Below are 21,958 nucleotides of genomic sequence, written 5' to 3' on the forward strand. Positions count from 1 at the left end.
GGAAGCTAAGCCCTCCAGCGCCGATGGTACTGCACCCGACAGGGTGTGGGAGAGTAGGACACCGCCGAACAACCCTTCCCAGAAAGCCCCCCGACCACCGGTCGGGGGGCTTTCTGCATTCACGGGTCGTGCGCCGGCAGGCATTCACGGGTCATGCACCGGCAGAAGGTCTTTCGCCGTGCCCCCCGCCGGCCGGCATGGTGCTACCGGGAGGCGCCCACTGCCTTCACGGCAGCTCCGACCACCTTCTCGACGCCGTCGACATCCGGCACACCCGCGCCGTGCTCGTCCGCCTGGAGGTCCTCGAGGGTGTCGAACTGCGACTGCAGCAGAGACGGGGGCATGAAGTGCTTCCTGCGCGACATGCGGTCGAGAAGCGTGTCGTAGTCCGCTTGCAGATGGACGAAGAACAGATCCGGGTAGCCCCCGCGCAGCCAGTCCCGGTACCGCCGCGTCAGGGCGGAACAGGCCGTCACCGACGTTCCACCCTCGCCTGCCACTCGTCCGATCTCACCTGCCACCGCGGCGAGCCACGGTCGACGGTCGTCGTCGTTCAGCGGGTGGCCTGCAGACATCTTGTCGATGTTCGCCTTGGGATGAAAAGTGTCGCCCTCGATGAAGGTGCTCCCCAGTGTCGTCGCCAGTGCGCTGCCGACGGTGGTCTTCCCGGTCCCCGACACACCCATCACGACGATGTGTCTCGGAATGCCGTCGGCGTGGTCCGTCACGTCAGAACACCACCCAGAGCAGTGAGGCGAGCGCGAAGACCGCGAGTCCCAATGTCGTTTCCATGACCGTCCAAGTCTTCAGAGTCGTCTTCTCGTCCATGCCGAAGAATCGGCTGACGAGCCAGAAACCCGAGTCGTTCACGTGCGAGAGCACGGTGGCTCCCGCAGCGATCGCGAACACGAGCAGTGCGATGTCGAAGTTACCCAACCCGAGCTCGACCACCTGAGCCGAGACCAGGCCGGCAGTGGTCGTCAGCGCGACCGTCGCGCTGCCCTGCGCGACACGGAGAGCCGCCGCGATGAGGAACGCCTGCACGATCAACGAGAACCCGAGATCCGACAGTGACTCCGTCAGAGACGCACCGATGCCGCTGGCGCGAAGGACTCCGCCGAACATTCCGCCGGCGCCCGTGATGAGGATGATCGCGCACACCGGGCCCAGGGCGTCGTCCATGAGCGACGTGGCCTTGGAGACGGAGAACCGTCCGGGTGCCAGGACCACGAGCGACAGGAGCACCGTCAGCAGCAGAGCGACGGGTGTCTGCCCCAGGAGAATGAGTGCGTCCGCCCACCCGGCGTCCTCCGAGACGATTCCGGCGGTCTGCAGCGTCGAGACACCGGTGTTCAAACAGATGAGTATCAGCGGGAACAGGAGCAGTCCGAGGACGGCCAGGAAGCGCGGTGGCGCGACGGCGGGAGCGTCGGGGTCGTCGGCGGCATCCGCGAACAGCGCGCCCGGGCTGGTGACGTACCGGCGACCCAGGCGTGTGCCGACCAGGTAGGAACCGAGGAACCACGCGATGATCGCGACCGGGAGCCCGACGACGAGAGTGACGCCGATGTCTCCGCCCATGAGGTCCGCAGCTGCCACGGGTCCCGGGTGCGGCGGCACGATCGCATGCATGGCCGCGAAGGCGCCGGCTGTCGGCAGCGCGTAGAGCAGGACGGATCCGCCGAAGCGCCGCGCCACCGAGAAGATGATCGGCAGGAAGATGACGAGACCGGCGTCGAAGAAGATCGGGAACCCGAAGATCAAGGCGGCGACGCCGAGCGCGAAGGGAGCGCGCTTCTCACCGAAGCGTGCGATGAGGGTGTCCGCGAGAACTTGGGCCCCACCGGTCTTCTCGAGGAGTCGGCCGAGCATCACGCCCAGCGCGACGAGCAACGCGACGTTGCCGAGTGTCCCTCCGAAGCCCGAGAGGAGCGTGTCGGGTACGTCCGCGAGCGGGATGCCTGCGGCGACCGCCGTCACCATGCTGACCAGAACGAGCGACAGGAAGGCGTGGAGCTTCACCTTCATGATGAGGAAGAGCAGGACGGCCACGGCGATGGCCGCGACCGACAGCAGGTAGGCCGTTCCGTGTACCGGTTCCATGATGTCCACGGCGAGTCACCCTTTCACGTGCCGAGATGTGTCCCGACACTAACGGCGCGACTCGCAGGCACGGCGTTGCACGCGCCTCACCGTGTCCGAATCGTCACGTCCGGCGGGGTGTCATCGAGCGCGTGCCACGCGGCCCTCGTCCCACACCGGTTCACCCGACTCGTACACCCGACCATCCGCCCCGAAGACGAGGAACCGGTCGAAACTCCGAGCGAACCATCGGTCGTGCGTCACCGTGACCACGGTTCCGTCGAACGCGACGATCGCGTCCTGCAGGGAGTCGGCCGACTCGAGGTCGAGGTTGTCGGTGGGTTCGTCGAGGAGAAGCATCGTGGCGCCGGACAGCTCCAACAGCAGGATCTGTAACCGTGCCTGCTGACCACCGGAGAGGTCGTCGTACCTCTGCTCCGCCTGGCGGGAGAGCCCGTAGCGGTCCAGTGCGCGGGACGCGGCCTCCCGTCCCATCCCGTCACGGTGCGAGGTCCCGCGGTGCAGGATGTCCAGCAATGTGTTGCCCTCGAGGTCGGGACGGGTGTGGGTCTGAGCGAACAGTCCCGGGCGGACCCGCGCACCGAGAGTGGCTGTGCCCGTGTGCGGTACGGGTGCCAGGTCGAGTTCGCCGACGGGAAGGTGCTCGAGGTCGGGATCGGTTCCGCCGGCAGCGAGCAGCCGCAGGAAGTGCGATTTGCCGGACCCGTTGGAGCCCAGTACGGCCACGCGGTCGCCGTACCAGATCTCCGTGTCGAAGGGCTGCATGAGTCCGGTCAACTCGAGTGACGTGCAGACGAGTGCACGCTTCGCGGTCCGTCCTCCCGTGAGCCGCACAGCGACGTTCTGGCGGAGCGGCACCGCCTCGGGTGGGCCCGCCTCCTCGAACTTCGCGAGCCTCGTCCGGGCCGCCTGGTAGCGCGAGGCCACACCGTCGTTGAACTTCGCCTTCTCGCGCAGTCGCAGTACGAGCGCCTGCAGTTTCACCCGCTCCTCGTCCCACCGCGCCTTCAACTCGTCGAGTCGCGCGTTCCGCTTCTCGCGTGCCTCGGTGTAGGTGGAGAATCCGCCGCCGTGCACCCACGCCGAGGCGCCGTTGATCCCCGGCTCCAGTGTCACGATGCGAGTTGCGGCCGTGGACAACAACTCTCGGTCGTGGCTGATGAACAGTACCGACTTGTCCGACGCGGCGATGGTGCGCTCGAGCCACCGCTTGCCCGGCACGTCGAGGTAGTTGTCGGGCTCGTCGAGCAGCAGCAGCTGATCGTTGCCCGCGAACAGTGCCTCGAGCACGAGCCTCTTCTGCTCGCCGCCACTGAGCGTGGACGCGGCCCGCCACTTCGCGCGTTCGAACGAGGTGCCCATCGCGGCCATGGTGACCTCGTCCCAGAACGGCTCGAGGTCGTACCCGCCGATGTCGCCCCAGTCGGACAGCGCCTGTGCGTAGGCCATCTGGGTCGCTTCGTCGTCGTGCTCGATCATCGCGTTCTCGGAGTCGTCCAGTCGCCGGGCGGCCGTACGGACGGGCTCGGCGCACACTGACAGCAGGAGGTCACGCACCGTCGACTCGTCGCGCACCTGGCCGACGAACTGCCGCATCACCCCGAGCGTTCCGGAGCGCGTCACGCTCCCCTCGTCCGGCGGCACGTCACCGGCGACGATGCGGGTGATGGTGGTCTTGCCGGTCCCGTTGGGTCCGATCAGTGCGGTCTTGGCGCCGTCACCGACCCGGAAGGACACGCCGTCCAGCAATTGGCGGCCGTCGGGCAGGAAGTAGTCGACGTCGGACAGTTCGAGATGGGACACAGGACGTCAGACTACGGCCGGTCGATCGCGTCCTCCACGCCATATTCGTGCGTCACCGGAGACGTCGCGGAACCCCGTCGGGCAAACTTGACCGATGCAGCCCACACAGCGACCCGTCACTCCCGGCGAGACCGGACGGCCGCGGCTCGTCGCATCGGACGTCGACGGAACGCTCATCGACCACCACGAGCGCGTGACGGCTCGAACGAAGGCCGCGGTGCACGCCGTCGTGGCGGCCGGGGACACCTTCGTGCTGTCGACGGGTCGACCGCCGCGGTGGATCGGGCCCATCGTCGAGCAGCTGGGTCACGCGCCCATGGCCGTGTGCGCCAACGGCGCCGTGATCTACGACAGCGAGAACGACGTGGTCGTGTCGGCGCGGACGTTGAGCGTGACCGATCTGGCCGAGTTGGCCGCTCTTGCGGAGTCCCTCATCGCCGGGTGCGGCCTCGCGGTGGAGCGGGTCGGCCGCAGCGCGCACGACGCGGCGACGCCGCAGTTCGTGAGCTCCCCCGGCTACGAGCACGCGTGGCTCAACCCCGACAACACCGAGACGTCCTCGGAGGAGGTGCTGTCCGCCCCCGCCGTGAAATTGTTGATCCGGCAGTCGTCGATGACGAGCGGGGACATGGCGGCCGCGCTGACGTCCCATGTGGAGCACCTCGCCGACGTGACCTTCTCGACCGACAACGGGCTGATCGAACTGAGTCCGCCCGGGGTGTCGAAGGCGTCGGGACTGCTGGAGATCGCGCGCACTCTCGGCATCGACGCGTCCGAGATGATCGCCTTCGGAGACATGCCGAACGACGTGCCGATGCTGACGATGGTCGGCCACGGCGTCGCGATGGGCAATGCGCACCCTGCTGCGATCGCCGCGGCCGACGAGGTCACCACGAGCAACGCGGACGACGGCGTCGCCCGCGTGCTCGAACGGTGGTGGAGCTAGAGGAGAACGATCAGCCGACGGGCGCTGCCTCGGGAGCCGGGGCAGCCTCGGGGGCCGGTGCGGGAGCGTCCACCGGCGCGCCGGCGTTCATCTCCGCGGTGTACGTGTCGGTGAAGGTCTTGACGACCGTCGTCACGATGCCCGTGATCTCGTCGAACGAGAGCGATCCGTTCTCGAAGTCGGACTGCCATCCGTTCGGGATGCGGTACTCGTCGGACGTCGGGAGTCCGAGAGATCCGGACTCCGAGCCCATGGCGACGAACTGCTTGAAGATCTGGCCGAGCACCGAGACCACCTGGCCGGTGGGCGTCGTGTAGATCGATCCGTTGGCGAAGTCCGCACGGGTCTGTCCCTCGGGTGCGGGGAGCAGTCCGGTCAGGGCGGCGCCGAGTCGACCCGACTCACCGCCCTCGGCGACCCACTTCTGCACGATCGGGTTCTGGACGCCCATCGCGAGGAGTTCGGACACGAGCCCGGTCAGCGTGTTGCCGGGTGCCGGTGACGACGCGTCGACACTCGGAGGAGCGGCGACGGGCGGCGCCACCAGGCCCTCGTCGGTCGAGGTCCCGGTACCGGGCTCCGCCGGTGTCGGGGTGCCGGTCCCGTTCAGGTTGGCTGCCGCAATGGACCGGATGTCGTCCATACGTGCGTAGGCGGCGTCGCCCGGGCACTCGGTGTTGCCGACGTCGCGGTGCGCGAAGATCACCGGGAGATCGATCGAGCGGCCCTGCTGGACGAACGTGTACTGGGTGCCCTCGGACGTCATCGTGGTGGTCCCCTTCGGGTCCAGGCCGGCCTTGCCGAGACGCCACCCGAGGAACTTGCCGGCAGCGTCGAGCGACTCCTGCGTCGGCTGCTCCGAGCTGTAGTCGCCCATCAGCGCGATGCCCATGGTGTTCTCGTTGAAGCCGCCCGCGTGCGCGCCCTCGACGTTGCGATCGAGGCCACCTGCGCGGCCCTCGAACACCTGGCCGTACTTGTCCACCAGCACGTTGTAACCGATGTCGCACCAGCCCAGTGTCTGCGCGTGGTACGCGTAGATCGCCCGGACGATGCCCGCGGACTCGTCCTTGCTGTAGTTGTTGCTGCCCGCGGTGTGGTGCACCGTGGCGCCGCCGAGAGAGTCGTCGTACGTGGGAGAACCGCAGCGCTTCGACTCGTCCGCTCCCCACTGGGCGCGGGTGATCACGGCGGGGCCGGAGCCGTCGACGGGGGTCGTGATGTCACTCAGCGTGCTGTCGGCCGCCGAGGTGCCGGGCGTGATGAGCACGGCGGTCGCGTCCGCGAGGGCGTTCGCGATCGGCTGGGCCCGCAGCGGGCGGGACGACGACGCCGGGACGTAGCCGAGCTCGGGTGCCGGCGCGACGGGATCGGCCGCGTCGGGAGCGGGAGCCGCCTCGGGTGCCGGTGCCGCCTCGGGAGCGGGTGCCGGCGGCTCGACCGGGAAGGCCGGGTCGGCGGGGTTCAGCACGGCGCCGGCCGGGACGGTGGGGCTCAGCAGGAACTGGACGCGCTTGGTCAGGCCCACGTAGATGGGCTCCGTGCCGTTGGCGACGGCGGGCACGTCCGAATCGGTGCGACCGGTGTCGATGGACTGCGTCTCGTTCCACGGACCCCAGGAACCGTCGTCGAGCTGGGCACGCACACGGGCCACCGCGGAGCCGAGCTGGTCGGCCGTCAGCGCGACCATGCTGAAGGGGGTGTCCTGGGACACCTCCTTGACCACGGCGCCGTCCTGCGAGCCGTCCACCTCGGACGGCGCGGGGGCTGCCGGATCGGTGGGCGACGCGGCGGGCACCTCGGGAACCGTGAGTCCGGGGATGGACGGGATCTCGAAGGAGTCGGGCAGCGACAGATCGCGCAGCGACCCCAGGTCGATGTCCGGCAGATCCAGCCCGGTGAGTTCCTTCACGGGGATGACGATGTCGGGTGCGTTCGCGAGCGCCAGCTTGGCGATCTGCGTGGGAACGACGGTGGTCGTGTCGTTGGCCGCGCGCACTCCGGTGGTGCTGTCCCCGACGGCGTAGACCACGACAGGACTCGTGACCGCGAGTGCGGCGACGACACCCAGAATCAGTGACGGCTTCGGTCGACGGTGCAAGACGATTTCTCCCCTGGTAGACGTTGCCCCGCGATCACCGTCACATGTGACGGATGTGACTCATGTGATAGATGATGCGCAACAAGCGCCACACTAACCACAGAAACACCAACCATCAACCTCAAGTAGAGGGTTCGGCCAGGTGTTCGAACGATTCGCCCGTCGGGAGGGTCGACGTGCGGGTTGCGGGACGACTACACAGCGTCGGATACCCTGGTCACCCGTGACTGATACTTCGCGAGGACGGTACGACCTGATCGTCGTGGGGTCCGGTTTCTACGGCCTCACGATCGCCGAGCGGAGTGCCGCGGAACTGGGAAAACGAGTGCTCGTGCTCGACCGGCGCTCCCACATCGGAGGCAATGCCTACTCCGAACCCGAGCCCGGTACCGGCATCGAGATCCACAAGTACGGCGCCCACCTCTTCCACACGTCGAACGAGAAGGTGTGGGAGTACGTCACTCGCTTCACCGAGTTCACGGGCTACCAGCACCGCGTGTTCGCCCTGCACAAGGGCCAGGCGTACCAGTTCCCGATGGGCCTGGGCCTGGTGTCCCAGTTCTTCGGCCGCTACTTCACTCCCGCCGAGGCGCGCGCGCTCATCGAGGAGCAGTCCAGCGAGATCTCGGTCGAGGATGCCGCGAATCTCGAGGAGAAGGCCATCGCGCTGATCGGCCGCCCGCTGTACGAGGCGTTCGTCCGCGACTACACCGCCAAGCAGTGGCAGACCGATCCCAAGGATCTGCCCGCGGGCAACATCGCGCGGCTCCCGGTCCGCTACACCTTCGACAACCGCTACTTCAACGACACCCACGAGGGTCTGCCCGTCGACGGCTACACCGCGTGGCTCGAGAACATGGCGAAGAGCGACCTCATCGAGGTCCGGCTGGACACGGACTGGTTCGACGTCCGTGACGAACTCCGGGCCGAGAGCCCGGACGCGCCGATCGTCTACACGGGACCGCTGGACCGGTACTTCGACTACTCCGAGGGCGAACTGGGTTGGCGCACACTCGACTTCGAGACCGAGGTGCTCGACACCGGCGACTTCCAGGGCACCCCGGTGATGAACTACAACGATGCGGACGTGCCCTACACGCGCATCCACGAGTTCCGGCACTTCCATCCCGAGCGTGACTACCCCGCGGACAAGACGGTCATCATGCGCGAGTACTCCCGGTTCGCGGAGTCGGGAGACGAGCCCTACTACCCCATCAACACTCCCGACGACCGCGCGAAGCTGGCGGCCTACCGGGCCCGCGCCAAGCAGGAGACGGCGGAGAACTCCGTTCTGTTCGGTGGCCGACTGGGCACCTACCAGTACCTCGACATGCACATGGCCATCGCCAGTGCGCTCACCACGTTCGAGAACACGCTGCGTCCCCACCTCGAATCCGGTGCCCCGCTGGGTGATTCGGCGTGAGCGAGGACCACTTGCTGGGGCGGTCGCTGCTCCAGCGCATCCTGCTCCCACGCGCCGGTGAGCCGCTCGACGTCCGCACTCTCTACACGGACGAGGCCCGCACCAACCCGCGCCGCGCGCATTCGCTCTCACGCACCTCGGTGTCCATCGGATCCGAGTCGGAGGTCTCGTTCGGCACGTACTTCAACGCGTTCCCGGCGAGCTACTGGCGGCGGTGGAGCACGCTGGAGTCCGTCGTCCTGCGGGTCGAGATGGTCGGCCACTGCCGCGTCGACGTCTACCGATCGAAGGCGGACGGGTCCCGTATCCACGTCCAGGGCGGCGACACCGACGACGCGACGACGGTCGACGGCGACGTCACGACTCTCGAGTTCGTCGTCGAGCTCGGTCCCTTCGAGGACGGCGGATGGATCTGGTTCGACGTCACCACGGACACCGACGTCGAGGTGCGGTCCGCCGGGTGGTTCGCGCCCGTCGACGCACCCGGTCGCGCGTCCGTGGCCATCGGCATCCCCACGTTCAACAGGCCGACGGACTGCGTGAAGGCGCTGACGGCGATCGCGTCCGATCCCCTGGTCATGGCGGTCGTCGACGCCGTCATCGTGCCCGACCAGGGCACCCGCAAGGTCCGCGACGAGCCCGGATTCGACGACGCCGCGGCCGCGTTCGGCGATCTGCTGAGCATCCACGACCAGGCCAACCTCGGTGGATCCGGTGGATACAGCCGGATCATGTACGAGGCGCTCGAGAACACCGACGCCGAGCACATCCTGTTCATGGACGACGACATCGAGATCGAGCCCGACTCGATCCTGCGGGCGCTCGCCATGGCCCGCTTCGCGAAGGTGCCGACGCTCGTCGGTGGCCAGATGCTCAACCTGCAGGCACGAAGCCACCTGCACGTGATGGGCGAGAAGATCGACACCGGCATCTTCATGTGGGGTGGCGCCCAGAACGTCGAGTACGACCACGACTTCGCCGAGAAGCCGCTCCGCGAGTCGACACTGCTGCACCGCCGGATCGACGTCGACTACAACGGCTGGTGGATGTGCCTCATCCCGCGGGTGGTCGCCGAGACGATCGGTCAGCCGCTGCCGCTGTTCATCAAGTGGGACGACGCCGAGTACGGACTGCGAGCCCGCGAGGCCGGGTTCCCCACGGTGACTCTCCCGGGGGCCGCGATCTGGCACATGGCGTGGAGCGACAAGGACGACGCCATCGACTGGCAGGCGTACTTCCATCTGCGCAACCGCCTCGTGGTGGCGGCGTTGCACTCCCCGGGTTCCGCCCGCGGCCTCGTGGTGAACACCGTCAAGGCCACGATGAAGCATCTGCTGTGCCTCGAGTACTCCACGGTCGCGATCCAGAACATGGCGATCCGCGACTTCCTCGCCGGCCCCGAGCACATCATGGACATCCTCCCGACGGCGCTCGCCGAGGTGCACCGGGTACGCAGGCAGTACCCCGACGCCGTGGTCGTCCCGTCGTCGACGCTGCTCCCGCCGGCCAGCGGCGCGGACGTACCCGCCGTCGCCGAGCCGGTCGGCGCCGTGGCCAAGGTGTCCCGGCTGGCGAAGGGCCTGATCCACAACGCCCGAGGTGCGCAGCGGCAGCACCACGACCGTCCCCAGCTCAACGTGCCGACGCTCGATGCGCGCTGGTACCTGCTCTCGCAGGTCGACGGTGTCACCGTCACCACCGCCGACGGACGCGGCGTCGTGTACCGCAAGCGGGATCCGAAGATCGCCTCCGCGCTGCTCGGAGAGGCGCTCTCGCTGCGCCGCGAGCTGTCGTCGCGCTTCCCCGAGCTGTCCGACCGGTACCGTCGCGCCGTGCCCGAACTCACCAGCAAGGAGCGTTGGGAACGTGTCTTCTCCTATCCGAATTGACAACCTGGTTCGAACCGACCTGCGGGTCCTCACCGCGGTGCAGAGCAGCGTCGGTTCACTGCCGGGCGCCGTGCGCGTCGCTCGAGGGATGTCGCACTTCGGTGAGCACGCCCTCGGGTGGATCGCCATCGGCGGTGTCGGTGCCGTGGTCGACTCGGCGCGCCGCGAGCAGTGGGCGTCGGTCGCGGTCGGTGCCGTCGGTGCGCACGCGGCGTCGATCGTCGTCAAGCGCATCTCGCGGCGTCGGCGCCCGACCCATCCGTCCGTGCGCGTCGGCGTCTCCACGCCCAGCCGGTTCAGCTTCCCGTCGTCGCACGCGACGTCCACCACGGCCGCGGCGCTGCTGATCGGCCGCGCGAGCGGTCTGCCCGTGGCACCGGTGCTGGTGCCCGCGATGCTGGTGTCGCGCCTGGTGCTCGGTGTTCACTACCCTTCCGACGTACTCGTGGGCTCCGCGCTCGGCGCGCTGTCCGCGGCGGCGACGGTGCGAGCCGAGAAGAACGCGGCGGTCCGATTCGGCCTGACCGGCGCAGACGCAGCGGCCACGACAGCAGGAGCAGCATGAGCGAGGAACCCGCCGTCGTCGGCGCGCCCCCGAAGAACCTGGCCACGGGCATCGTCAAGGCGGTGCGCCCGCGCCAGTGGGTCAAGAACGTGCTGGTCCTGGCGGCGCCCCTGGCTGCCGGCTCGGTCACCGAGAGCTCGGTGCTCCTGCCGGTCGCGCTCGCGTTCCTCGTCTTCTGCATGGCCGCGTCGGGCATCTATCTGGTCAACGACGCGATGGACGTCGAGGCGGACCGGGCGCACCCCACCAAGCGATTCCGTCCCATCGCGGCGGGTGTCCTCCCGGTCAACCTGGCCTTCGCGATGGCGGTGGTGCTGCTCGGCGGCGCGATCGGGCTCTCGTTCCTGGCCAACTGGAACCTCGCCGTGGTCATGGGCGTCTACATCGCGGTCCAGCTCGCGTACTGCTTCGGCCTGAAGCACCAGGCGGTGCTCGACATCTGCATCGTCTCGTCCGGCTTCCTGCTGCGCGCGATCGCGGGCGGCGTGGCGGCCGACATCCCGCTGTCGCAGTGGTTCCTGCTGATCATGGCCTTCGGATCGCTGTTCATGGCAGCCGGCAAGCGGTACGCCGAACTGCAGCTCGCCGAACGCACCGGCGCCAAGATCCGCAAGTCGCTGGAGAACTACACCACCACCTACCTGCGGTTCGTGTGGACGCTCAGCGCCACGGCCGTCGTCATCTGCTACGGACTGTGGGCCTTCGACCAGGACGCGAAGAACGGCAGTTCCCTCTTCGCCATCTCGATGGTTCCCTTCACTGTCGCTATCCTGCGGTACGCAGTGGACGTGGACGGTGGCGAAGCGGGCGAGCCCGAGGAGATCGCACTCGGGGACCGGGTGCTCCAGATGCTCGCCATCGTGTGGATCGGAGTGGTGGGTGTCGCTGTCTACCTCGCATGAGGAACTGACAGAACGTACCGGCGACGAGCAGTCGCGGGCCGAGGACCGGGTGGGAGCGCCCGGGTGGGCCCGAGCGACCGGCGTCGCCGGTATCGCCGTGGTCGCGGTGCTGACCTTCTGGGGCGCCTGGGACCGCCGTTGGATCGCGGACGACGGACTGATCGTGCTGCGCACGGTCCGCAACCTCCTGGCCGGCAACGGGCCGGTGTTCAACGCGGGCGAGCGCGTCGAGACCAACACGAGCGCCGCCTGGACCTATGTCGTGTACGCCTTCTCGTGGCTCAGCGGTGTCCGCCTCGAGTACGTGGTGCTGACCATCGCCCTCGTGCTGACGACGGCGGCCGTCACGGTCGCGATGATCGGCACGGCACGCCTGTACGCCGGGCGCGCGGTGCTCGCGCTCCCCGCAGGAGCGCTCGTCTACATCGCCGTACCGCCGGCACGCGACTTCGCGACGTCCGGCCTCGAGTCGTGCCTGGTCATCTTCTGGATCGCGGTCCTGTGGTGGCTGATGCTCCGGTGGGCGGACCGGCGGGTGGAGAACCCGTCGACGGCACTCGTGCTCGTCATCGCGTTCTGGGGCGGACTGTCGCCCCTCGTCCGCCCGGAACTCGTCATCGTCGGCGGCCTCGCGCTCCTCATGCTCGTCGTCGCGACGTCGGGATGGATCCGCCGCGGCGCCGTCGTCGTGGTCGCCGGTCTGCTCCCGGTGGGCTACCAGATCTGGCGCATGGGCTACTACGCGCTGCCGTACCCGAACACCGCGGTGTCGAAGGACGCCGGCGGCGCCAAGTGGGCGCAGGGTTCGACGTATCTGTGGAACCTCGTGGGGCCCTACGCCCTGTGGGTGCCCGCGGTGCTGGTCGTCGTGGCCGCGGCACTGGCCGCCACCCGGATCGGGCCCGGTGCGGCTCGCCGTGGCGAGGCGCCGAGCGGTCTCGCCGGACTGGTCTCGCGGATCCGGACGCCGAGCGCCGTGGTGGTCTTCGCGCTCGTGTCGGGTCTGATCTCCACGGTGTACGCGGTGCGAGTTGGCGGCGACTTCATGCACGGCCGCACTCTGCTCCCCGCGCTGTTCCTGCTGCTGCTCCCGGTCGCCGTCGTGCCGATCCCGCTGCGGCGCGGAATCGTGGCGCTGGTGTCGTGCGTCGCGCTGTGGCTCGGCGTGGTCGTCTGGGCGGTCTTCGCGGCCACCACCACAGGCATGCCGCAGGGCACGACGGTCGGGCGTAGCGGCATCGTCGACGAGCGGGCCTTCTACTCCGAGAACACCGGCCACCGCCATCCGATCCTGGCCAGCGACTACCTGGACTACCCGCGCATGCGGGCAATGGTGCAGACCATCGAGAACACGCCGGACGGCGGTCTGTTGCTGCCGTCCGCGCAGTTCACCTACTGGGACGTGGTGCCGCCGCCCCTGCCGATTCCCGAGGGCGGCGACGAGCACGTCGTCTACTTCCTCAACTTGGGAATGACCAGCATGAACGTGGGGCTCGACGTCCGGGTGCTGGATCAGATGGGCCTGGCGTATCCGTTGGCGGCGCACACGGAACGGCTCGACAACGGCCGCATCGGACACGACAAGAACCTGTACACGGACTGGGTGGTCGCGGACACCGGAATGGTGGACGTGCATCCCTTCCTGCCGTCCTATCTGGACGAGGAATGGGTGGAGCAGGCGCAGGTCGCGTTGACCTGTCCGGAGACGCAGGAACTGCTGACGTCCTACCGTTCGGAGCTCACGCGGGCCCGATTCGTGCAGAACTTCAAGCACTCGTTGGATCTCGCGGGGTACCGATTCGACCGGGTGCCGAAGTACGAAATACAACGGTGTAATTTGGAGATGCCCCCGGAGCGGCCCGCATCGTGACGATGTGCGTCAAGTGAGATCCGCGTCACAGTGAGATCACCGGGTCATGGCGTTTCGGTGTCGTGAGTATTCCGATTTCGACGTCCCGGCTGGATTCCGGCATCTCGTTTGTGTAACGCTGTCTCCGTCGGCGGAGATATGTGTAGATGATGTGCGTCGACGTGCAGGATCGCCCGCGGGGCGATCGTGCGCGGAAGACGAGACCGATGGTTCAGGTTCCGAGGTCTTCCTCGGAGCGTGACCGGATATCGATCGACGAAGCGGTGCGGCCGTCCGGCTGCACGGAACTGTGAGAGGCCGAATGTATGCGTGACGGGTCCGTTACCGATGTCGCTGGTGACGACAGCGCTCTGCCGCGTAAGGCTTCACGCCTGCGCACCCCCCGAGTGGGCCGACGTATGCGTCAGGCCCTCGTCTCCGTCGTGATGGCCGCCGCCATCCCCCTCGGCCTCGCGGTCGTGGGCACCGGAGCCACTGCCAACGCCGAGATCCGTGCCGGATTCGACGTCTGGTCCGACTCGTCCATGGGTCCGATCAAGAGTCGCGTCTGGCGCGCCGCCGACGGCAACACGTCGAAGGTCGTGTACCTCCTCGACGGTCTCCGCGCGACGCCGGACATCAGCGGATGGGAGCACGAGACCAATGCGGGCTCGTTCCTCTCGGACAACAACATCAACGTCGTCCAGCCGGTCGGCGGTGAGTCCAGCTTCTACACCGACTGGTACGCACCGTCGAACTTCAACGGCCAGCAGATCACGTACAAGTGGGAGACGTTCCTGACGCAGGACCTCCCCAACCGTCTCGCAGCGGGTGACCTCGGCTTCTCGCGTCAGAACAACGGCATCGTCGGTCTGTCGATGGGCGGCAGCGCTGCGCTGACACTCGCCGCGTACCACCCGAACCAGTTCAGCTACGCCGGCTCGCTGTCCGGCTACCTGAACATCTCGGCGCCCGGCATGCGTGAGGCCATCCGCGTCGCGATGCTCGACGCCGGTCGCTACAACGTCGACAGCATGTGGGGACCGCCCTGGAACCCGGCGTGGCTCCGCAACGACCCGTTCGTCTTCGCGCCGCGTCTGCGTGACAACGGCACGCGTGTCTGGGTCTCGGCCGCCAGCGGCCTCCCGGGCAACTACGACCGTCCGGGCTCGCTGCTCGACTACTACAACACCGCCAACGGCATGGGCCTCGAGGCTCTGGCGCTCGCCAACAGCCGCGCGTTCCAGGTCCGCATGGCCTCGATCGGCGCCAACAACGTCACCTACAGCTTCCCCGCGCAGGGAACGCACCGGTGGGGTTACTGGTTCGATCAGATCGTGCAGATGATGCCCGACCTGAAGGCCAACATCGGCTGAGTCAGCTCGGTAGTCGACTGCCCCGGCCCTCGCTTCGGCGACGGTGTCCGGGGCTGTCGCATGTTCTGAGGCGACTCCAGTAACATTTGCACCACCAGTCACAGCGAGTCTCCCCGAGACCGCTGTCGTGACCGTGTAGAACAAGATCGGCGGCAGTCTCGACGTACCGGACCTCTCCGGCACGCCGACGGCCCCGCACAGTCTGACGTTTCGAGGAAGCGAGTCCCACACATGCGAGTTCCGAACGGCCGGAGAGCGCGGATCCTGTCCGCCCTGGCGGTCACGCTGGTTCTTCCGCTCGCAGGGGGCCAGGCCGCCACGGCGGTCGCGTCTCCGGTCCACGCGGCACCGGTCCAGGCAGCGCCGCTGCGCGCGCAGGCGGATGCCGGCGCCACCGTGTCCGCGGTCGATTGGATCACCGACCGCCGTGTCGCGGTGTGGGTGAACTCGCCGTCCATGGGAGTCCCGATCCAGGTGCAGCTGCTGCTCGCGCGCGACTGGAACAAGAACCCGCAGGCCACGTTCCCGTCGGTGTGGATGCTCGACGGCATGCGCGCGACCGACACCGAGAACGGCTGGACCGCCGAGACCGACGCAGAGTCCTGGTTCGCCGACAAGAACGTCAACGTCGTGCTGCCCGTCGGCGGTCAGTCGAGCTTCTACTCCGACTGGGCCGAGCAGAACAACGGCCGGAACTACAAGTGGGAGACGTTCCTGACCAAGGAGCTCCCGCCCATTCTCGAGCGTGACTGGCGCTCCAACCAGACGCGCGCGGTCGCCGGTCTCTCCATGGGCGGCACCGCCGCGATGACGCTCTCGGCGCGGAACCCGGGCTTCTTCCGATTCGCCGGATCGTTCTCCGGCATCCTCAGCACCACGACGCTCGGCATGCCGCAGGCCATCGGGTACGCCATGCAGGACGCGGGCGGCTTCGACGCCGGTGCCATGTGGGGCGTGCCGTCGAGCGAGCTGTGGGCTCAGCACGACCCGTACGTTCTCGCGGAGAAGCTGAAGGGCATGAGCCTGTACGTCTCGAGCGGCAGCGGTACCGCCGGACCGTACGACCAGCAGTCCGACATCCCCGGCATCAGCACGAACTACGCCGGCATGGGTCTCGAGATCCTGTCGCGGCTCACGTCGCAGACGTTCGCGACCAAGCTCAACAAGCTCGGCATCCCGGCCTCGATCAACTACCGGCCGTCCGGAACCCACTCGTGGCAGTACTGGCAGTTCGAGCTCCGCCAGGCATGGCCGCAGATCGCCACCGCCCTCGGCGTCGAGGTGGACAAGCCCGCGTGCAGCGTCGGCGGGAACATCGGCGGCACCGCGAGCGCCAACGGATGGCTCGGCGACTGCCTCACCTCCGAGTACGACGTCGCGGGTGGGCGCGCACAGGACTTCCGGTTCGGTCGCATCTTCTCCTCCGACGGGGGCACGCACGTCGTCGCCGGTGCGATCGGTGGCGCGTACGCGGCCAACGGTGGTCCGGCCGGCGCACTGGGCATGCCGCTGTCGGGTGAGCTCGGAACCCCGGACGGCCGTGGACGCTACAACTCGTTCCGCAACGGAATGGTCTACTGGACCCCGCAGACCGGTGCGCACGCAGTGCGCGGCGCGATTCTCGACGAGTGGGCCCGCCAGGGCTACGAGGGTGGGCCGCTGGGCTACCCGCTGCGCGACGAGGTGCAGACCCCGAACAAGCCGGGTGCGGTCCAGGGCTTCGAGATCGGTGCGATGTACTTCTCGCCCGACACCGGTACGCACGCCGTGATGGGCAAGATCATGGAGAAGTACGGCCAGCTCGGGTGGGAGAACGGGGCACTCGGCTTCGCGAAGACCAACGAGGTCCCGGTCCGTGACGGCGGTCGCTTCACGGAGTTCCAGGGCGGCAACATCTACTGGTCGCCCGCGACCGGCGCGTGGTCCATCCTCAACGGCCAGATATTCGACGCGTGGAAGAGCGTCGGGTACGAGAACGGTCGCCTGGGATACGTCACCAGCGATCAGTTCGACATCCCCGGCGGTGTCCAGCAGAACTTCCAGAACGGCTTCGTGACGGTGCGGGACGGCGTCGTCCAGATCGTTCCCTGACCCGACACCGGGCGGTGCCGACACGGTGGGACTTCGCCCCGCGGCCGGCCTCCGGCCTTCCCGCACACAGAGTCCTCTCAGACCGTGCCGGTACCGTCCGCTGTCAGTTGCCGTGCCCCGATGACAGTAAGGACGTTTTCGTGACCTCGAGGTTCGCCACCACCGTCGCTCCCGTGATGCTGGCCGTCGCGGCCGGTGCTCTGCTCACCGCGTGCGGCGGCGACGACTCCTCGGCCAGCAGCACGCCGTCCCTCACGTCGAGCGCCACTGCCGCTGCGACCACGACGGAGGCGCCGACCTCCACGTCCGCGTCCGCCACGTCGACCTCGCCTGGCGCGACCACGAGTCCGGGCGCGGCGGCGACCGCTCCCGACGAGGCGGAACCGGTGCCCAGTGGCTTCCCCGGCCCGACCGAGGTGCCGATCGACGCCCGTGGAACCGCGTTCCTCGACGCTCTGAAGTCCCGCGGCGTCACGGTGGCCGGCAACGGCGACATCGCCATCGGCACGGCGAGCTACATATGCGCCGCCCAGTCCGAGGGTGTGGCGGACGACCAGGTCCTCACCTTCGTCACCGCGAACGTCGGTGCCGAGGCGTCGGCGTCCGGTGCGACCATCAGCGCCGAGGACGCGTCGCGGACCGCACAGACGTACGTCGACGTCGCGCGCTCGACGTACTGCGGATAGGCGGCGCCTCGTGACACGATCCGGTCGGCCCGGGCCGCCGCGTCGGCGTTCGGTGGCGCGCACACTGCTCGTCCTGCTCGCGGTCGCGCTCGTCGTCGTCCTCGTCCTGCTGTTGCTCTGGTACCTGCTCGCGGGTCGACTGACGACACCCGGTCCCGGTGAGCCGCAGGTTCCCGGCGCCGAGCCGCCCACCTCGCAGCCGGCGTCGTGCCCCGACGTGTTCGTGCTCTCGGTGCCGGGCACGTGGGAGTCGAACGCGGCGGACGATCCCTACGCTCCCACCGCGAACCCGATCTCGTTGATGCTGAACGTGACTCAGCCGCTGCAGCAGCAGTTCGGCCCCGAGCGCGCCGAGGTCTACACGGTTCCGTACGTCGCGCAGTTCTCGAATCCCATCGCGTTCCCGCCCGACGGCCAGGCCTCGTACAACGTCAGCCGGTCGGAGGGCGCCGCGAAGGCGAACGAGATCCTGGCGCAGCGGTCCTCGGAGTGCCCGCTCACGTCCTACGTGCTCGCAGGGTTCTCGCAGGGAGCAGTCATCGTCGGCGATCTCGCCGCGTCGATCGGCGCAGGGGCGGGTCCGGTTCCGGCGGAGCGAGTCCTCGGCGTCACCGTCATCGCGGACGGCCGACGCGACGGCACCAGCGCGCAGCAGATCGGCCCGCCGGTGGACGGCGTGGGCGCGGAGGTGGCTCTCGGCGGTCTCGACGTACCCGGAATCACCATGACCGGTGCCCGCCAGGGTGGGTTCGGTGCGCTCGCCGATCGGACCTTCTCGATCTGCGCTCCCGGCGACCTCATCTGCGCGGCGCCGCCCGAGGCGATGTCGCTCCGCAACATCCCGTCGTCGCTGACCGCACTGGCCGGTGCGGCGGGTAATCCGGTGCACGGCAACTACGCTCGGTACGTCGTCGACGACGCCGGCACCACCGCCACACAGTGGACGGCGAACTGGGCGGCGGGGCTCGTCGCGTCGGCTCCGACGCCTGCTCACAGCTGACGGAAGGTGCTGCGCGGGGCAACTTTGGTCTCGAGCCGGTAACGGTTAGAGTGGCGAGTCGGCTTCGACTCCGGCCACCGCACCTTCCCTCGACGCTGCAGGAGAGAAAATTCATGAGTTCTGCCGACGCCGCGGCCACCACTGCGCCACTGCGCACGTTCCGCTTCGCGGCAGGCGGTGAGGGCAACCCGGACGAGGGCGGCGCACGGCGTTTCGTGAAGCTGGCGCAGAAGGCGGAGGAGCTGGGTTTCGACAGCTTCATGATTCCCGACCACCTGGGCAACCAGGTCGGCCCCATCGCCGCGCTCGGCGCGCTGGCCGTCGCCACCGACAAGATCCGCCTCGGGACCGCAGTCCTCGCGAACGGTTTCCGTCACCCGGCGGTGCTGGCGAAGGACGCGACGACCATCGACCAGATCTCCGGCGGACGGCTCGAGCTGGGAATCGGTGCGGGCTGGCTCAAGGAGGAGTACGACAAGGCGGGCATCGCCTACGAGAGCCCCGGTGTGCGCATCGAGAAGCTCGACGAGTCGCTCACCATTCTCGACACCCTGATGCGTGGGCAGGAGTGCCACTTCCAGGGCAAGCACTACCAGGTGAACGGGTTGCAGGGCAGCCCGCGGCCGCGCCAGGGCCCCCGGCCTCCCATCGCCGTGGGCGGCGGCGGCCCGAAGATGCTCGCGATGGCAGCCAAGCACGCCGACATCATCTCCCTGGTCCCCAGCACCACGCGCGAGGGCAAGCTCAAGCTGTCCGAGATCACCATGGAGAAGAGCATCGAGCGCGTCGAGCTCATCCGCGCCGCTGCGGGCGACCGGTTCGCCGACATCGAGCTGAACTGGACCATCACGACCATCCTGATCTCGGACGATCGGGAGCAGACGGCGGAGATGGTCATCGGTGCGCTCGACAACGGCTTCCCGCCCAACATGGAGGTCGACACCCGTCTGACCGTCGAGCAGATCCTGGAGTCGCCGTACATCGCGATCGGGAGCTTCGAGGAGATCGCGGACCAGATCCGGAACGTGCGGGCCCGGACGACGATGTCGTACGTCGGTGTCTTCCCGACGCAGATGGACGCCTTCGCTCCGGTCATTCCGCTGCTGGCGGGAGAATGACGGTCGTCGCTCGGCGGGTCTGTACCATGCTTGTGGTTCTCGCTGTCACGATCGGTGAGCGGGACCGGTGAGACTTACCGGTGAGTAAGATGACGACGCTCGAGAACGAGCGCGTGCATCCAGCAGACCGCGCCCACATCAGAACTGGGCGGTGTCGTGTAGCCGGCGGTGTCGCACTGCTTCGGAGGAGAGAATGATGAGTAACTCGTTCGACGATTTCGTCGACGACACCGGCAACATCGTGATCCGCGAGGATCTGACGCTGGTCCGCCACGTCGAGCAGAACGTCGCGGACAACGGCGACGACCTGGCCTACCGCTACGTGGACTACTCGCGGGAGCGCGACGGTGAGGTGCACGAGCTCACCTGGTCGCAGTTCGGTGCCCGTCTGCGCGCCGTGGCCGCGCGCCTGCAGCAGGTGACGTCGCCCGGTGACCGCGTGGCGATCCTCGCTCCGCAGGGCCTCGACTACGTCGTGGCGTTCTTCGGTGCCGTGTACGCGGGCACCATCGCGGTACCGCTCTTCGATCCGGACGAGCCCGGACACAGCGACCGCCTGCACGCCGTGCTCAACGACTGCTCGCCGTCGGCGATCCTCACCGCGACCAACTCGGCCGCCGGTGTACGCCAGTTCTTCCGCGCTCTTCCCGCAGCGCAGCGCCCCCGCATCATCGCGGTCGACGCCATCCCGGACAGCGTCGGCGCCACCTGGACCGAGCCGCCCACCGACATCGACGCGATCGCGTACCTGCAGTACACGTCCGGATCGACCCGCGTGCCGGCCGGTGTGGAGATCACGCACCGCGCCGTCGGCGTCAACGCCCTGCAGATGGTCGACGCGATCGAGCTGAACCACGACTCGCGCGGCGTCACGTGGCTGCCGCTGTTCCACGACATGGGCCTGCTCACGGTGATCCTGCCGGCGCTGGGCGGCAAGTACATCACCATCATGAGCCCGCGTGCCTTCGTGCAGCGGCCGTGGCGATGGATCAAGGAACTCGCCGCCGTGTCCGACGGTGCCGGCACGTTCGCGGCTGCACCGAACTTCGCGTTCGAGCACGCGGCACAGCGCGGCCTGCCGAAGAACGGCGAGTCGCTGGACCTGTCCAACGTCATCGGCCTGATCAACGGCAGCGAGCCGGTCACCACCACGTCGATGAAGAAGTTCAACGACGCGTTCATGCCGTACGGACTGCCGAAGACGGCCATCAAGCCGTCGTACGGCATGGCGGAGGCGACACTGTTCGTCTCCTCCACCAAGCACTCGGACGAGGCCAAGGTCATCCACGTCGACCGCACGGAACTCAACTCCGGACGTGTCGTCCAGGTCGCCGAGGGAACGCCCAACTCCATTCCGCAGGTGTCGTGCGGCTACGTCGCACGCAGCCAGTGGGCCGCCATCGTCGACGCCGACTCCGCGTCCGAGGTTCCCGACGGGCACGTCGGTGAGATCTGGCTGCACGGCGAGAACATCGGCAAGGGTTACTGGGGTCGGGAGAAGGAGACCTCGGAGACCTTCCACAACAAGCTGGTCTCGCGCCAGACGGAGAACAGCCACGCCGACGGTGCGGCCGAGGGCGCGAACTGGATGCGCACCGGCGATTTCGGTGTCTACGTGGACGGCGAGCTCTACATCACCGGTCGCGTGAAGGACCTGGTCATCGTCGACGGCCGCAATCACTACCCGCAGGACCTCGAGGCATCCGCCCAGGACGCGAGCACGGCCCTGCGCCCCGGTTTCGTGGCGGCCTTCGCCGTGCCCGCGAACCAGCTTCCCGACTTCGTCTTCGAGCACGGCGGCGCCGGACTCACCCGAGACCCGGGTGACTCGTCGGAGCAGCTGGTCATCGTGGCCGAGCGGGCGCCGGGCGCCGGCAAGGCGGATCCGCAGCCCATCGCGGACACCGTGCGTGCGGCGATCTCGACTCGCCACGGCGTGACGGCACGCGACATCCTCCTGGTTCCCGCCGGTTCGATCCCGCGTACGTCCAGCGGCAAGATCGCGCGTCGGGCCTGCAAGGCGGCGTACATCGAGGGCACGCTGCGTGGTGGCTACCAGCAGACGGCGTTCCCCGACAATCCCGAAGACTGATCACCCGACGCGGG

At 68.2% G+C, this 21,958-nt stretch carries 16 protein-coding genes; 12 read left to right on the forward strand and 4 right to left on the reverse strand.

Annotation, left to right across the window (positions count from 1 at the left end):
- Window positions 1-203 precede the first annotated feature (203 nt).
- The 3 genes from HQ306_RS19850 to HQ306_RS19860 all read right to left on the reverse strand — a co-directional run bounded on the left by HQ306_RS19850 (window position 204) and on the right by HQ306_RS19860 (window position 3,906).
- Window positions 204-728 carry a gluconokinase gene (locus tag HQ306_RS19850; protein WP_374197683.1) on the reverse strand — a complete coding sequence of 175 codons (525 nt, stop codon included), beginning with the start codon at window positions 726-728 and terminating at the stop codon, window positions 204-206.
- Between the two features lies 1 nt (window position 729).
- Window positions 730-2,112: a GntP family permease gene (locus HQ306_RS19855; protein ID WP_222633245.1), complete on the reverse strand. Its 1,383-nt coding sequence runs from the start codon at window positions 2,110-2,112 to the stop codon at window positions 730-732.
- A 111-nt stretch (window positions 2,113-2,223) separates the two neighbouring features.
- Window positions 2,224-3,906: an ABC-F family ATP-binding cassette domain-containing protein gene (locus HQ306_RS19860; protein WP_222633246.1), complete on the reverse strand. Its 1,683-nt coding sequence runs from the start codon at window positions 3,904-3,906 to the stop codon at window positions 2,224-2,226.
- A 94-nt stretch (window positions 3,907-4,000) separates the two neighbouring features.
- Between HQ306_RS19860 and HQ306_RS19865 the strand changes: the two genes are divergently transcribed.
- Window positions 4,001-4,852 carry a Cof-type HAD-IIB family hydrolase gene (locus tag HQ306_RS19865; RefSeq protein WP_027507268.1) on the forward strand — a complete coding sequence of 284 codons (852 nt, stop codon included), beginning with the start codon at window positions 4,001-4,003 and terminating at the stop codon, window positions 4,850-4,852.
- Window positions 4,853-4,862: 10 nt separating this feature from the next.
- Here the strand turns inward: HQ306_RS19865 and HQ306_RS19870 are convergent, their stop codons facing one another.
- Window positions 4,863-6,953 carry an N-acetylmuramoyl-L-alanine amidase gene (locus tag HQ306_RS19870; RefSeq protein WP_222633247.1) on the reverse strand — a complete coding sequence of 697 codons (2,091 nt, stop codon included), beginning with the start codon at window positions 6,951-6,953 and terminating at the stop codon, window positions 4,863-4,865.
- 223 nt (window positions 6,954-7,176) lie between these two features.
- Between HQ306_RS19870 and glf the strand changes: the two genes are divergently transcribed.
- The 11 genes from glf to fadD32 all read left to right on the forward strand — a co-directional run bounded on the left by glf (window position 7,177) and on the right by fadD32 (window position 21,944).
- Complete coding sequence (gene glf / locus HQ306_RS19875) at window positions 7,177-8,376, forward strand: UDP-galactopyranose mutase (RefSeq protein WP_231476480.1); 1,200 nt, start codon at window positions 7,177-7,179, stop codon at window positions 8,374-8,376.
- The gene (locus tag HQ306_RS19880; protein ID WP_222633248.1) at window positions 8,373-10,265 is read left to right on the forward strand and encodes a glycosyltransferase; all 1,893 of its coding nucleotides are present in this window, start codon (window positions 8,373-8,375) and stop codon (window positions 10,263-10,265) included. Before glf ends, HQ306_RS19880 begins: the two co-directional genes overlap by 4 nt.
- 19 nt (window positions 10,266-10,284) lie before the next feature.
- Entirely contained in the window at window positions 10,285-10,830 is a 546-nt protein-coding gene (locus tag HQ306_RS19885) for a phosphatase PAP2 family protein (RefSeq protein ID WP_308115540.1), read from the forward strand.
- Window positions 10,827-11,732, forward strand: coding sequence for a decaprenyl-phosphate phosphoribosyltransferase (locus HQ306_RS19890; RefSeq protein ID WP_027507272.1), 906 nt, complete (start codon window positions 10,827-10,829; stop codon window positions 11,730-11,732). Before HQ306_RS19885 ends, HQ306_RS19890 begins: the two co-directional genes overlap by 4 nt.
- A gap of 49 nt (window positions 11,733-11,781) precedes the next feature.
- On the forward strand, window positions 11,782-13,602 hold the full coding sequence (gene zomB, locus HQ306_RS19895) for a flagellar motor control protein ZomB (RefSeq protein ID WP_308115539.1): 1,821 nt from the start codon (window positions 11,782-11,784) through the stop codon (window positions 13,600-13,602).
- 398 nt (window positions 13,603-14,000) lie between these two features.
- Window positions 14,001-14,957, forward strand: a complete 957-nt coding sequence (locus HQ306_RS19900; RefSeq protein ID WP_261770348.1) for an alpha/beta hydrolase family protein — start codon at window positions 14,001-14,003, stop codon at window positions 14,955-14,957.
- Between the two features lie 231 nt (window positions 14,958-15,188).
- A complete protein-coding gene (locus tag HQ306_RS19905) occupies window positions 15,189-17,048 on the forward strand; it encodes an alpha/beta hydrolase-fold protein (protein WP_056443104.1) in 1,860 nt (619 codons plus the stop codon).
- Window positions 17,049-17,188: 140 nt separating this feature from the next.
- On the forward strand, window positions 17,189-17,734 hold the full coding sequence (locus HQ306_RS19910; protein WP_027507276.1) for a DUF732 domain-containing protein: 546 nt from the start codon (window positions 17,189-17,191) through the stop codon (window positions 17,732-17,734).
- A 10-nt stretch (window positions 17,735-17,744) separates the two neighbouring features.
- Window positions 17,745-18,734 carry a cutinase family protein gene (locus tag HQ306_RS19915; RefSeq protein WP_081821493.1) on the forward strand — a complete coding sequence of 330 codons (990 nt, stop codon included), beginning with the start codon at window positions 17,745-17,747 and terminating at the stop codon, window positions 18,732-18,734.
- A 113-nt stretch (window positions 18,735-18,847) separates the two neighbouring features.
- On the forward strand, window positions 18,848-19,852 hold the full coding sequence (locus HQ306_RS19920) for an LLM class F420-dependent oxidoreductase (protein WP_027507278.1): 1,005 nt from the start codon (window positions 18,848-18,850) through the stop codon (window positions 19,850-19,852).
- Window positions 19,853-20,048: 196 nt separating this feature from the next.
- A complete protein-coding gene (gene fadD32, locus HQ306_RS19925) occupies window positions 20,049-21,944 on the forward strand; it encodes a long-chain-fatty-acid--AMP ligase FadD32 (RefSeq protein WP_222633250.1) in 1,896 nt (631 codons plus the stop codon).
- The last annotated feature ends 14 nt before the right edge of the window (window positions 21,945-21,958 follow it).

It is taken from the genome of Rhodococcus sp. BP-160, from assembly GCF_019836205.1.
GTDB lineage: Bacteria > Actinomycetota > Actinomycetes > Mycobacteriales > Mycobacteriaceae > Rhodococcoides.

Coding starts and splice junctions, on each gene's coding strand:
- HQ306_RS19920 (WP_027507278.1), top strand. CDS start 18,848: ATGAGTTCTGCCGACGCCGCGGCCACCACTGCGCCACTGCGCACGTTC.
- HQ306_RS19905 (WP_056443104.1), top strand. CDS start 15,189: ATGCGAGTTCCGAACGGCCGGAGAGCGCGGATCCTGTCCGCCCTGGCG.
- HQ306_RS19890 (WP_027507272.1), top strand. CDS start 10,827: ATGAGCGAGGAACCCGCCGTCGTCGGCGCGCCCCCGAAGAACCTGGCC.
- fadD32 (WP_222633250.1), top strand. CDS start 20,049: ATGAGTAACTCGTTCGACGATTTCGTCGACGACACCGGCAACATCGTG.
- HQ306_RS19865 (WP_027507268.1), top strand. CDS start 4,001: ATGCAGCCCACACAGCGACCCGTCACTCCCGGCGAGACCGGACGGCCG.
- HQ306_RS19900 (WP_261770348.1), top strand. CDS start 14,001: ATGCGTCAGGCCCTCGTCTCCGTCGTGATGGCCGCCGCCATCCCCCTC.